This is a genomic window from Saccharothrix coeruleofusca (assembly GCF_014648515.1).
Classification (GTDB): Bacteria; Actinomycetota; Actinomycetes; order Mycobacteriales; family Pseudonocardiaceae; genus Actinosynnema; species Actinosynnema coeruleofuscum.
Genome location: NZ_BMRG01000018.1, coordinates 1 through 13,492 on the forward strand (window position 1 = coordinate 1; position 13,492 = coordinate 13,492).

Sequence of the window (13,492 nt, forward strand, 5' to 3'; positions counted from 1 at the left end):
GGTGTGGACGTCGGTGTGCAGGACGTTTTCAAGCACCGCACGATCGCCGCACTGGCCGAGGCCGTCTCCGGCCAGTCCGCTCAGGCGGAGGAGCGCTTCGCGGCTCCGTTCGAGCTGATCTCCGACGCCGACCGCGCCGCGCTGCCCACCGGGCTCGCCGACGCCTACCCGCTGTCGCGGGTGCAGCTGGGCATGGTCGTCGAGATGCTGTCCGACCCCAGCGTGAACCGGTACCACAACTGCACCTCGTTCCGCGTCCACGATGACGAGCCCTTCGCCGCGGACGCCATGCGGGAAGCCGTGCGGATCCTGGTCGACCGGCACGAGGTGCTGCGCACCGCCATCCACCTCCAGGGCTTCTCGGCACCCCTGCAACTGGTGCACGAGCGCGCCGAGATGGCGCTGGAGGTGCACGACGTGCGCCACCTCGACGAGGACGGGCTCGGCCGGACCCTGCGCGAGTTCACCGCGCGGGAACGGGCCACTCCGTTCGACCTCGTCGCCGCGCCGCTGCAGCGGATCACCGTGCACGTCGACAGCGACCGGAGCTGGTGGCTGTCGGTGACCGTGTGCCACGCGATCACCGAGGGCTGGAGCCAGCGGCTGCTGGTCTCCGAGCTGCTGGAGCACTACCGGGCGCTGCGCGCCGGACGGCGGCCCGACCCGGCGCCGCTGCCGCGCGTGCGCTACGCCGACTTCATCGCCGCCGAGCTGGCCGCGCTGGAGTCGGCGGACACCAACCGCTACTGGAAGTCCGTGGTCACCAGCCGCCCCCGGTTCACCCTGCCCGACGGCTGGGGCGGGCAGGCGGGCCCCGGCTACGTGCTGCCGGTGGCCTTCGGCGACCTGCGTGAGGGCTTGACGCGGCTGGCCGAGGCGGCGGGCGCGTCGCTCAAGAGCGTGCTGCTCGGCGCGCACCTGGCGGTGCTGGGCAGGCTGGCCTTCGAGCCCGCGTTCTACACCGGGTACGTGTGCAGCGCCCGCCCCGAGGCCGAGGGCGCCGAGCGGGTGCCCGGCATGTACCTCAACACGGTGCCCTTCCCGCACGACGGGCGCGCGCGCACGTGGCGCGAGCTGGTGCGCGGGGTGTTCGACACCGAGAGCGAGCTGTGGGCGCACCGCGCCCTGCCCATGCCCGCCATCGCCGCGCACGCCGGACCCGGCCGGATGCTGGAGGTCATGTTCAGCTACCGGGACTTCGACGCCGCGGAGACCGACCTGGCCGACGGCACCGGCGTCGGCGAGGGCGCGGGCGAGGGGGCCAACGAGTTCCCGCTGGCGGTGTCCACCGTGCCCGGTCACCTCGCGCTCACCGCCGACCCGGCTTTCCTGAGCCGGGCCAACGGCGAGCGGCTGGCCCTGATGTACCGAGGGGTGCTGGAGGCGATGGCCGCGGACCCGGACGGCGACCCCGCCGCCGAGCACCCGGCCGACGGCACGAACCCGACCGACGACTGGAACGACACCGCGGTGGAGTGGTGATGGCGAACCGAGTGCTGGACCTGTTCGAGGAGCAGGCGGCGGTCACCCCCGACGCGGTGGCGCTGGTCTTCGACGGCGTGGAGCAGACCTACGCCGAGCTGGACCTGCTGGCCGACCGCTACGCGACCCTGCTGCGCGCGGCGGGCGTGCGCCGCGGTGACGCGGTGGGCCTGCTGCTGGCGCGCGGCCCGGACCTGCCCGCCGCGATGCTGGGCGTGTGGAAGGCGGGCGGCGCGTACGTGCCGCTGACCGCCGCGACCCCCGCCGAGCGGATCGGCCGCGTCCTGGCCACGGCCCAGGCCCGCGCGGTGGTCACCGGCGGTGCGCTGGCCGACCGGCTGGACGGCGTGTTCGACGGCCCCCGCGTGCGGTCGGAGGACCTGGCGGGCGCCGAGCGGGTGCGGGTGCCGGGGGAGCGGGCGGACCTGGCGTACGTGATGTTCACGTCCGGGTCCACCGGCGAGCCCAAGGGCGTGCAGATCTCCCACGGCGCGCTGATCAACCTGCTCAAGTCGATGGGCAGGCTGCTCGACGCCGAGCCCGCGCACGCCTGGCTGGCCTCCACCGCGGTGTCGTTCGACATCTCGGGGCTGGAGCTGCACCTGCCGCTGACCACCGGCGGCCGGGTGGTGCTGGCGGACGAGGAGCAGGCCGCGGACGGCCCCCGGCTGCTGGAGCTGGTGGACAAGCACTCCGCCACCCACGTGCAGGCCACCCCGTCGGGGTGGAAGCTGCTGCTGGCCGCGGGCTTCGCGCGACCGGACGTGGTCGCGCTGGTCGGCGGTGAGGAACTGCCCGCCACGCTGGCCCGGCGGCTGCGGCCCGCGGTCGGCCGCCTGGTCAACGTCTACGGCCCGACCGAGACCACCATCTGGTCCACCAGTTGGCCGGTGCCCGACCCCGTCGAGCACGTGCGCATCGGCAGGCCGATCGCCAACACCCGCCTCTACGTCCTGGACGCGCGGGGCAGGCGGCTGCCGGTCGGCGTGACCGGCGAGCTCTACATCGCGGGCGACGGCGTGGCGCGGGGGTACGCGGGCCGCCCGGCGCTGACCGCCGAGCGGTTCCTGCCCGAACCCTTCGGCCCACGGGCGGGCGGGCGGATGTACCGCACCGGCGACCTGGCCCGGTTCACCGCCGACGGCGGCCTGGAGTTCCTGGGCCGGGCCGACCACCAGGTGAAGGTGCGCGGCCACCGCGTCGAGCTGGGCGAGATCGAGGCCGGGCTGCTCAAGCACCCGGCGGTGGCCGACGCGGTGGTGGTCGCCAGGGACCTCGGCGAGGGCGAGAAGGCGCTCGTCGGGTACGTGGTGCCCGCGGCGGACGCCACCGCCGACCCGGCGGACCTGGCGGCCTTCCTGGGCGAGTCGCTGCCCGCCTACATGGTGCCCTCGGCGTTCGTGTCGCTGCCGGAGTTCCCGCTGAGCACGGCGGGCAAGGTCAACCGCGGCGCGCTGCCCGCGCCCGACCGCGACGCCACCGCGGCGGGCAGACCCTACCAGGAGCCCGCCACGGCCACCGAGCGGAAGCTGGCCGCGCTGTGGCAGGAGGTGCTCGGCGTGACGCGGATCGGCCGCGACGACCGGTTCTTCGACCTGGGCGGCGACTCCACGCGCGTGGTGAAATTCCTGGCCGTGGCGCAGGAAGCGGGCGTGTCGCTTTCACTGGCCACGCTCTACCAGCACGACACGATCGCCGAGCTGGGGCGGCAGCTGGACGGCCACACCGCACGGCGCGGCCTGTCGTCGCCGGAGCCGGTGATGGCCGAGCACGGCATCCCGGCGGTCAGCATCGCCGTGATCAACGGTGGCGGGCTCGTCGCCGCGCACACCTACGGCGCCCTCACCCCCGGAGGGGCGCCCACCACACCCGACGCGCTGTTCCAAGTCGGGTCGATCAGCAAGCACGTCACCGCGCTGGCCGTGCTGCGGCTGGTCGGTGAGGGGCGGCTGGACCTGGACACCGACGTCAACGAGTACCTGACGTCGTGGCGGGTTCCCTACGCCCGCGAGGATTCGGAGAGGGTCACCCCCCGGCTGCTGATGGCCAACCTCTCCGGACTGTCGGTGACCTCCAACGAGTCCTTCCCCCGCTTTGCGGAGATGCCGACCGTCCTGGACCTGCTGCAGGGCACACCCCCGGCCGAACCACCGCGCGTGTTCGTCGAGGGAGTCCCCGGACGGGACTTCGTCAAGCACAACACGCACTCCGCGGTGCTGCAGCAGGTCCTGGTCGACGTGGTGGGCGTCGGGTTCGCCGAGCTGATGGCCGAGCTGGTGCTGCGCCCGCTGGGCATGGACAGCAGCAGCTACGACTTCGCCCACCCGGAGACCTCCGGGCTGCCGGTCGCCCTCGGCCACGACGCCGACGGCGCGGTGCTCGACGGCGGCTGGCGCAACCGCTCCACGCAAGCCGCCGCCGGCCTGTGGACCACGGCCTCGGACCTGGCCCGCGTGGCCGTGGAGATCCGCGAGGCGCACCTGGGCGGCTCGCCAAGGGTGTTGACCCGCGAGACGGCGGAGCAGATGCTGACCGTGGCCCACCCCGGCAGCCTGTTCGGGCTGGGCACCTCGGTCGACCCCACCGGGGCCGACCTGGAGTACGGGCACGTCGGCGAGTCACCCGGCTACCGCGCGGTGACGCTGAGCAGGCTGCGGGCGGGCAGCGGCCTGGTCGTGCTGACCAACTCCGACTCCGGCCGCGAGGCGCACAAGTTCGTCGCCACCCACGCCGCGCAGCTCGTCGACGGGCTCGGCGCGGGCCTGACCACCGCGCACGAGTACTGACACCCCTACGGACCGAGGGCATGGGCAAGCACATGGGACGACACCTGATCTCCATCGGCGACCTGGCCGACCACGACCTGCGGCACATCGTCGGCCAGGGGGTGCGGTTCGCCGAAGGCTCGGCCGACCCGCGCGGCCTGCTCGACGGGGCCGTGGTCGGCGTCTACTTCCGCAAGACCTCCACCCGCACCCGCACCGCGTTCTCCAGCGGCGCGCTGAGACTGGGCGCGCGGCTGATCACCTACGGGCCCGACGACCTCCAGCTCAACACCGGCGAGACGGTCGCGGACACCGGCCGGGTGCTCGGCCGGATGCTCGACGTGCTGGTGGCCAGGACCGCGGGCGCCGAGCAGGAGCTGCGCGAGTTCGCCCAACCCGGCGGCATGGGCGTGGTCAACGCGATGAGCGCGCTGGAGCACCCGACCCAGGCGCTGGCCGACCTGACCACCCTGACCCAGCGCTTCGGCGCGGTGGACGGGCTGCGCGTGCTCTACGTCGGCGAGGGCAACAACACCTGCACCGCGCTGGCGCTGGCGCTGAGCCGGTTCTCGGGCGTGCACTTCGAGGCCCGCACGCCACCCGGCTACGGGATGCCCGAGTCGATCACCGCCGCCGCGCGGGCGCAGGCCGCCCGGACCGGCTCGACCGTGGTGGAGCGGCACGACGTGGCCGACCTGCCGCCGGACTGCCACGTCATCTACACCACCCGCTGGCAGACCACCGGCACGTCCAAACCGGACCCGCACTGGCGCCAGGCGTTCGAGCCCTACCGCGTCCACCGGGGACTGTGGCGGGACAGCCCGGACGCGGTGTTCATGCACGACCTGCCCGCCCACCGCGGCGAGGAGGTCACCGCCGAGGTGCTCGACGGGCCGCGCAGCATCGCGTTCGACCAGGCGGCGAACAAGATGACCAGTGCCATGGCGGTGCTGCGCTGGTGCGCCGCCGGGGCGGCGTCGGAGCTGGCTGGGGTGACCGGGTGAGCGTCGAGGCGCAGCCGCGCCCGCTGCGCGCCAACCGCGACTTCGTGCTGCTGTGGAGCGGCGCGGGCAGCATGCTGCTGGGCAGCAAGGTCACCGTGTTCGTCTACCCGCTGCTGGCGCTGTGGGCCACCCAGTCGGCCACCGCGGCGGGCGTGGTGACGGCCGCGGTGCTGCTGCCGCAGCTGCTGGTGCAGCTGCCCGCGGGCGTGCTGGTCGACCGGGTCGACCGGCGCAGGCTGATGGTGCTGTGCGACGTGGGCTGCATCCTGCTCACCGGCAGCGTCGCCGTCGCGGTGCTGCTCGGGCACGTGTGGATCGCCCAGCTGGTCGCGGTGGCGTTCCTCCAGGGCAGCCTGGTGATCTGCTACGACCTGGCCGAGCGCGCCGCCGTGCGACACGTGGTGCCGGTGCCGCAGCTGTCGTCAGCGCTGAGCCAGAACGAGGCCCGCGCCCGCGCCGCCGGGATGCTGGGCCAGCCCATCGGCAGCGGGCTGTTCGCGCTCGCGCGCTGGTCGCCGTTCCTGTTCACCGTGGTGACCCACCTGGTGTCGCTGGTGACGTTGCTGCTGATCCGCAAGCAGTTCCAGGCCGGGCGGCCCGAGCGGCGGGACTTCCGCGCCGAGGTCGTCGAAGGGTTGCGGTGGATCTGGGGGCAGCGGCTGCTGCGCACCGCGATGATGCTGATCTCGGTGAGCAACATCGTCTTCGCCGGGTTGGGCCTGGCGGTGATGTTCGTGGTCAAGACCGGCGGTGGCTCCGCGGCCGTGCTGGGCGTGATCACCGCCATCGGCGGCCTCGGCGGCATGGTCGGCGCGCTGACCGCGACCCGGTGGCTGGCCTGGCTGAGCATGAGGGCGCTGCTGGTCGGCGGGTTCACCGCGTGGGCGCTGACCGTCGTGCCGGTGGCGTTCGCCGACGACCCGATCACCCTCGGGGCGGCGTTCGCCGCGTTCGGCTACATCGGCGGGGTCTTCAACGTGGCGGGCGGCGTGTACCTGGTCTCCATCGCGCCGGACGCCATGATGGGGCGCGCGGTGAGCGTGATGACCCTGCTCGGCTCCGGCCTGGCCTTCCTCGGCGGCCTGGTCGTCGGGCCGCTGCTGGACGCCGTCGGCGCCACCCCCACCGTGCTGGGCCTGGCCGCCGTCATGGCCGCCCTGGCCGTCGGGGCCCTCGCCAGCCCCGTCGTCCGCGCCGCCACCGCCACCGTCTCCGGCGCCGCGCCCAAGCGTTCCTGAGCCCACCCCCTCCCGCAGCCGCGGGCGGCCACCTCCCCGGTGCCCGCCCGCGGCTTCCCCATGCCCCCACCTCCCCGCGAGTCGAACGCTCAGAACCCCCGAGTTCAACGCTCAGAACGGCCACGCCCGCCCTCGGCGTCACCCGCCTATGGGCGTGTTGGGCGTGTCGCCCCCGCGAGTCGCGCGTTCCGACACCACGAACCGAGCGTTCACGCACCCGGTCCGCACTTTTCGCGCCCCAGCCCGCGCCCGCGCGCCCGCTTCCGTGCCTCGGGTAGTAGTTACCGGCCCACTCAACCCCGCCGGGTAGTACTTGCCGACGCACCAGGGGGACGGCGCGACCCGCCATCCTTGGCGACCTGCCGCGCGGCGAGCGCCGCTCTTCAAACCCCCACCCAACCCCAACGCTCACCCCACCCAACCCCAATGCTCACCTCACCATGCCCCAACGCTCAACTCGCGACCCGAGTGACGAACTCAGGGGTCCCGAGCGTTCGACTCGCGCCGGGGGAGGGCATGGGAAAGCGGGTGGGGCGTGACCGGAGACGGTCACGCCCCACCCGCGAGAGGCGAGGGGCCGGTCGAGGCTGGGGGGAGCGCTCGACCGACCCCTCGCTGGGCACCCGCCTCGCGGCTGGGCCTGGGTACTGGCCGGAGGCGGGTTGGTCCGGGTGCTACCTCGGACGGGGCGCAGGGCTCCGCCACCCGGACGGGACCGGGTGGCGGGAACCCCCGCTGGTCTACCTCCGGGTCAGCTCGAACTCCGGCTCGTCGTCGGGCAGGTTCCCCGAGTCGCGGAGCTGGAAGCGGTCGTGCACGGGGCGCAGGAACCTCGGCGCCCACCAGTTCCACTTGCCCAGCAGCGTCATCGTCGAGGGCACCAGCACGCAGCGCACCAGCGTGGCGTCGATGAACACCGCCAGGAACAGCCCGATGCCCAGCTCTTCCACGTCGGCCAGGTCGGCGATGGCGAAGCCGACGAACACGATCAGCATCAGCAGCCCGGCCGAGGTGATGATGCGGCCGCTGCGCTGCAGGCCGCGGCGCACCGCGGTGTCGGTGTCCTGGCCCTCGTCCACGTGCTCCTTGATCCGGCCGAGCAGGAACACCTCGTAGTCCATCGAGAAGCCGAACGCGAACGCCGCGACCAGCACCAGGATGTACGGGCTGAGGCCGCCCACGGTCAGCGTGTCCAGCGGGCCGGACAGCCAGCCGTGCTGGAAGATCGCCACCATCACACCGATCGTCGCGCCCAGCGACAGCACGTTCATGAAGATCGCCTTGATCGGCACCGCCAGCGAGCCGGTCATCAGGAACAGCAGCACGAACATCGAGATCAGCACGATGGCGATGGCCAGCGGCAGCCCTTCGACGACCTTCTCCCACAGGTCCACGATCACCGCCGCGTCACCGAGCACCCACGACTCGCCGCCCGGCGGCCGGTCGGCGCGCACCCGGCCGACGAAGTCCTGGGCCGCCTGGCTCTGGCTGTCGCCCCCCATGTCGAACGCCACCATGGCCAGGTCCTGCCCGGTCTGCTCGGCGGGCCGGGCCCGCGGCGCGGACGGGTCGTCGGTCCAGCGCTGCGCCCACTGGTCCAGCTCGACGGCGCTGGTGCGGGCCACCACGATCACCGGCGGCTGCACGGCGAAGCCGAACTTCTCCTCCAGCAGGTCCGCGGCGCGGGCGGACTCCATCACGTCCCTGGGCAGCCCGTCCAGCTGCGGCAGCTTCGGCGTGGCGGTGAACCCCGGCAGGGCCATCACCAGCAGCAGCCCGGAGGCCAGCAGCGTGATCAGCAGCGGGCGCCGCTGGGTGAACCGGGCCAGCCTGGCGAACCCGCCGTGCTCGGAGCTGTCGGCCCTGGCGGCCTTGGCGATGGCCTTCTGCGAGGGCTTGATCCGCTTGCCGAAGAAGCCCAGCAGCGCGCCGGTCAGGGTGAGCGCGGCCAGCATCGACACCAGCGTGGCCGAGATGCCCGCCGCGCCCATGGTCTGCAACCGCGCCACGTCGAAGGCCAGCAGGCCGGTCAGCGCCGCGGACACGGTCAGCCCGCTGAACAGGATGGTGCGCCCCGCCGTGGCCCACGTGCGCGCCGCGGCACGGCTGGGCGAGTGGCCCGCGGCCAGCTCGTCGCGGTACCGGGCGACCAGCAGCAGCCCGTAGTCGATGGACAGCCCCAGCCCCAGCAGCGACACCACGGAGATGACCGTGCTGTCCAGGTTCAGGAACGTGGAGAACAGCAGCACCATGGCGAACGACGCGGCCACCGCGGCGATCGCGGCCACCAGCGGCAGCAGCGCGGCCAGCAGCCCGCCGAAGACCACCACCAGCACGATGAGCACGATCGGCAGCGTGCTCAGCTCGGCGCGCAGGGTGTCCGCGCCGGAGACCGAGTTGGTCTCCTGGGCTTGCGGCTCGTCCCCGCCGACGACGACCTTCGCCCCCGGCACCTCGCCCGCCAGCTGGTGCAGCCGGTCCGAGGCGGCCCGCAGCGACTCCTTCTTCTCCGACTTGGGCATCTTGCCGAACTTGACCGTGATCGCCAGCGCCGTGCCGTCGGCGGAGACGGCGGGCTCGTCCACGGCCTTGATGCCCGCGATGTCGCGCACGTCGTCGACGGCCCGGTCCACCGCGGCGCCGGTCGCCGCCGACCGGACGTCGCCGCCGTCCACCACGGCGATCAGCTTGTCGTAGTAGTCGCCCTCGGCGGTCAACACCTGCCGGGCGACATTGGACTCCATGCCCTGCGAGGGCTTGTTCAACGCCAAGGTGCTGAACAGCGGGCTGAACGCCACGCCGCCAACGACCATGACCAGCAACCAGATACCGAACACCCAACCGCGCCGCTCGTAGCAGACGCGCCCCATCCGAGATAGCATGCTCACAGAGTGTCGATCGGACGACTTCATGTCGTTAAGGCCCACCCCCCACTTGGCCTGCACCCAGGTACAGGGTCCGAACGGGTGCTGGTGTCATGGTGACGGCCTGCGACGGGCCATACGGTGGGAGAATGCTCGCTAGCCGCGTTCCGCCGGTCCTCTCCGGACCGCGTGCGCTCGTCGTCGCGGTCCTGGCCGCTCCGGCGCGACGGCGTTCCTGGCTGGCGACGATGCACGTGGCCACCGGCGCGCTGATCGGCGTCCCGGTCGGCATCGCGCTGCTGCTGCTGGCTGCGCTGACCGGCCTGCTCGCCATCACCGTGGTCCTGGCAGCGATCTGCCTGGTCGCGTTCGTCGCCTGCGTCGACGTGGGCACCTCTCTGCACCGCGCGCGGTTCGCCGCTTTCCTCGACGTGCGGCTGCAGCGCACCCGCCGGGAGGCGGTCACCAAGGACAAGGGCTGGACCGCGGTGCTGGCGGTCCGGCTGCGCGAGCCCGCCACGCTGCGCCAGATCGGCTACCACCTGCTGATCCTGCTGCTCGGCCCGGTCAGTGCGGCGCTGGTGCTCTCGGCCTGGGTGGCCGGTGTCGCGCTCACCCTGTTCGCCGTGCTGAGGCTGCTCTCCGGTGGCACGGCGGTGGTCCACCCGGCCGCGCTGGTGGCGCTGGGCCTGGTCGCCCTGCTGGCCGCACCCTGGGTCGCTCGCGGCCTCGCCGGGCTGGACGTGGCGCTGGCCAGGGCGCTGCTGCAGCGCAGCGCCCGCGACGTGCTGGCGGAGAAGGTCGAGTCGCTGGTGGAGAGCCGCGCGGGACTGCGCGAGGCGGCCGACTCGGAGCGCCGCCGCATCGAGCGGGACCTGCACGACGGAACGCAGCAGCAGCTGACCTCCCTCGCGCTCAACCTGGGCATCGCGCGGCAGACGCTGCCCGACCTCTCCGATCCCGCGCGGGCCGCGATCGTGGCCGCGCACGAGGACGCCAAGGCGGCGCTGGCCGACCTGCGCAACCTGGTCCGCGGCCTGCACCCGGCGGTGCTGGACGAGCGCGGGCTGGACGCCGCGCTGGCCGGGGTGTGCGCGCGTTCGCCGGTCCCGGTGGCGCTGACGGTGGACGTGGACGTCCGCCCATCGGCTGGAATCGAGGCCGTCGCGTATTTCGTGGTCTCCGAGAGCCTCACCAATATTGCGAAGCACGCGCGGGCCACGCGCGTCGAGGTCTCGGTGCGCAGGACGGGAGGTTCGTTGTCGATCCAGGTGGTGGACGACGGTGTCGGCGGTGCGGGTGAGCGGGACGGCTCCGGGCTGCGCGGGCTGCGGCAGCGGGTCGCGTCGGTGGACGGCGCGCTGGTCCTGGACAGCCCCGCGGGCGGCGGCACCTCGATCAGGGTGGAGCTGCCGTGCGAGTGATGATCGCCGAGGACTCGGTGCTGCTGCGCGAGGGCCTGATCAGGCTGCTCGCCGTCGCGGGCATCGAGACCATCGCCGCCGTGGGCGACGCCGAGTCGCTGCTGCGGGCGGTCGAGCGGGAACGGCCCGACCTGGTCATCACCGACGTGCGGATGCCGCCGGACTTCCGCGACGAGGGCCTGCGCGCCGCCCTGGTGCTGCGCCAGGAGTGGCCGGACCTGGCGCTGGTGGTGCTGTCCCAGTACGTCGAGGAGCGCTACGCCACCGAGCTGCTGTCCACGCACAACACCGGCGTCGGCTACCTGCTCAAGGACCGGGTCGCCGATGTCGGCGAGTTCATCGACGCGGTGCGCCGGGTGCTCGACGGCGGCACCGTGCTCGACCCGGACGTGGTGGCGCAGCTGCTGGTCAAGCACCGGGAGCGGCCGCTGGACCGGCTGACCCAGCGGGAGTCGCAGGTGCTGCGGCTGATGGCCGAGGGCCGGTCGAACTCGGGCATCGCCACCGCGTTGACGGTCAGCGAGAGCGCGGTGGCCAAGCACGTCAACAGCATCTTCACCAAGCTCGACATCGGGCTCAAGGACAGCGACCACCGCCGGGTCATCGCCGTGCAGCGGTTCCTGCAGGGCTGAGGGGGAGGACACGTGACCGAGCACGGCACGGCGCTCGCCAGGCGCCGGATCTGGCTGGTGACGGGCGCGATCGTGGTGACCGCGGCCATGGTGCTGGGCAGCCTCTACCTGTGGTCCTGGGTGGGGGTGCAGACCGAGTCCCAGCACCAGACCTACCAGCGCGAGGCCAGCAGGGTCGAGGTGGACACCGACGCGGTGGACGTGGCCGTGGTGGCGGGGCAGCCCGGTCGGGTGGTCGTGCACCGGGAGCTGAGCTGGTCGTTCGGCAAACCGGAGGTGCGCGAGGTGTGGGACGGCGGCACGCTGCGGGTCAGCGCGGGCTGCCGGTCGGCCCCGCGGCTGCCCGGCTGCTCGGTGCGCTACCGGATCGAGGTGCCCGCCCGGACCGCGGTGGAGGCGCGGACGTCCTCGGGCGCGCTGTCGGTCGACGGCCTGGACGGCGATCTGCGGCTGAGCACGACCTCGGGCAGCCTGACGGCGGACCGGCTGGGCGGGGTGCTGTGGGCGCGGGCGTCCTCGGGCGGTATCCGGGCCACCGGGTTGCGCTCGCCCGAGGTCGACGTGGGCAGCACTTCCGGCCCGACCGAACTGGTGTTCGCCGAGGACCCGCGTCAGGTCACCGCCTCCGTCCGCTCCGGGGATTTCGCGATGCGCGTGCCTCCCGGCACCGGGCCCTACGCGGTCCTGCTGAGCGTCAAATCCGGGAACCGGGCGGTGGAGGTCGACCAGAGCGGAGAGGCGGCCAACCGCATCGACGTCGAATCACTCTCGGGAGACGTCCGGATTCAATACGACGAATAGTCCGCCAGTCGTCAAAGTGGTCGCAGTATAGCTTCGTCCGGCACCGTTGACCCGCGGCCGGAGGGATTTGCAGTGCCTTCGGCAGGGTTGTGGAGACTCATTCCAGGAAACGGAGCCGAACACATGGACACGGGTCAGAAGTGGATGCCGACGGAAATCACGCCGGGTGACGCGGGGGTGTCCCCGACCCCGGACGGGCTGCTGGCGCACCTGGCCACCGCCGAAGGGCTGGACGATCTGCTGGTCGAGCGCAAGGCACTGGTCTTCCGCGGCTTCGGGGTCACCGAGGGCACCGTCACCGCGATCATGGACCGGCTGCTGCCGGACCGGCTGGCCTACGTGCACGGCAACTCGCCGCGCACCAAGGTGGGCGCGAACGTCTACACCTCGACCGAGTACCCACCAGAGTTCACCATCTCCATGCACAACGAGCTGTCCTACGCGAACCGTTGGCCCTCGCGGCTCGTGTTCTGCTGCGTGCTGGCCGACATGACCGGGGGAGCCACCCCGCTGGTGGACGCCCGGCTGTGGCTGGAGTCACTGGACGACGAGGTGCGCGAAGCCTTCGCGGGCGGCGTGCGCTACACGCAGAACCTGCACGGCGGCTTCGGCTTGGGCAAGAGCTGGCAGGACACCTTCGAGACCGACGACCGGGGGGCTGTCGACGAGTTCCTGGCGGGCACCGAGGCGACGTGGCGCTGGCAGGACGACGGGGGCCTGCGGGTCAGCCAGCTGCGGCCCGCCACCACGCGGCACCCGGTGACCGGCGTCGAGGTCTGGTTCAACCAGGCCGACCAGTGGCACAGCGCGACGTTGGGTGACGAGACGGCGCGGGCCATGGCCGAGGTGCTGCGGGCGGAGGAGATGCCGCAGAGCGTCACCTACGCCGATGGCAGCCCGATTCCCGCCGAGCACGTCCTGCAGGTGCGCGACCGCGGCCTGGACAACGCGGTGGACGTGGACTGGCGGCTGGGCGACCTGCTGCTCATCGACAACGTGCTGGTCGGTCACGGCAGGCGACCGTTCGACGGCGCGAGGAGGGTGCTGGTGGGGATGTCCTAGCATTCCGCCGCGGCGCGCGCAATGTCTTCGCGGGCAGTTCCGCCGCGCCCGCGGGGGTATCACCGAAAATGTTGAGACCATTTACGGGTTTGATCTCCGAGGCCTTTCGGCTTGGTTGGGTGCATATCCCACCAATATGTCGGGAACCGACTCCCGGAGATTGACACGGACCGTCCGCGTAGGTACTTTGCTTGCCAAGTCCGGGGGGTGGACCGCGGTG

General features: G+C 72.7%; 9 protein-coding genes. 8 read left to right on the forward strand and 1 reads right to left on the reverse strand.

Features of this window, described 5'->3' with window-relative positions; translation table 11 throughout:
• The 4 genes from IEZ00_RS29715 to IEZ00_RS29730 all read left to right on the forward strand — a co-directional run.
• On the forward strand, nt 1-1,482 hold a 1,482-nt coding region (locus tag IEZ00_RS29715), incomplete at its 5' end, for a condensation domain-containing protein (RefSeq protein WP_229796219.1).
• The gene (locus IEZ00_RS29720; RefSeq protein ID WP_189226678.1) at nt 1,482-4,268 is read left to right on the forward strand and encodes a non-ribosomal peptide synthetase; all 2,787 of its coding nucleotides are present in this window, start codon (nt 1,482-1,484) and stop codon (nt 4,266-4,268) included. The genes IEZ00_RS29715 and IEZ00_RS29720, both read left to right, overlap by 1 nt.
• A 20-nt stretch (nt 4,269-4,288) precedes the next feature.
• Nucleotides 4,289-5,251 carry an ornithine carbamoyltransferase gene (locus IEZ00_RS29725; protein ID WP_209619522.1) on the forward strand — a complete coding sequence of 321 codons (963 nt, stop codon included), beginning with the start codon at nt 4,289-4,291 and terminating at the stop codon, nt 5,249-5,251.
• Nucleotides 5,248-6,489, forward strand: coding sequence for an MFS transporter (locus IEZ00_RS29730; protein WP_189226679.1), 1,242 nt, complete (start codon nt 5,248-5,250; stop codon nt 6,487-6,489). Before IEZ00_RS29725 ends, IEZ00_RS29730 begins: the two co-directional genes overlap by 4 nt.
• A gap of 740 nt (nt 6,490-7,229) precedes the next feature.
• Here the strand turns inward: IEZ00_RS29730 and IEZ00_RS29735 are convergent.
• Nucleotides 7,230-9,359, reverse strand: a complete 2,130-nt coding sequence (locus IEZ00_RS29735) for an MMPL family transporter (protein ID WP_229796220.1) — start codon at nt 9,357-9,359, stop codon at nt 7,230-7,232.
• Between the two features lie 143 nt (nt 9,360-9,502).
• Here IEZ00_RS29735 and IEZ00_RS29740 point away from each other — a divergent pair, with 143 nt between their 5' ends.
• The 4 genes from IEZ00_RS29740 (at nt 9,503) to IEZ00_RS29755 (ending at nt 13,272) form a co-directional block, all read left to right on the forward strand.
• Entirely contained in the window at nt 9,503-10,777 is a 1,275-nt protein-coding gene (locus IEZ00_RS29740; protein WP_189226681.1) for a sensor histidine kinase, read from the forward strand.
• Nucleotides 10,768-11,409 carry a response regulator transcription factor gene (locus IEZ00_RS29745; protein WP_189226682.1) on the forward strand — a complete coding sequence of 214 codons (642 nt, stop codon included), beginning with the start codon at nt 10,768-10,770 and terminating at the stop codon, nt 11,407-11,409. Before IEZ00_RS29740 ends, IEZ00_RS29745 begins: the two co-directional genes overlap by 10 nt.
• 12 nt (nt 11,410-11,421) lie before the next feature.
• A complete protein-coding gene (locus tag IEZ00_RS29750) occupies nt 11,422-12,210 on the forward strand; it encodes a DUF4097 family beta strand repeat-containing protein (protein WP_189226683.1) in 789 nt (262 codons plus the stop codon).
• A 123-nt stretch (nt 12,211-12,333) separates the two neighbouring features.
• Nucleotides 12,334-13,272: a TauD/TfdA family dioxygenase gene (locus IEZ00_RS29755; protein WP_189226684.1), complete on the forward strand. Its 939-nt coding sequence runs from the start codon at nt 12,334-12,336 to the stop codon at nt 13,270-13,272.
• Nucleotides 13,273-13,492: the final 220 nt, after the last annotated feature.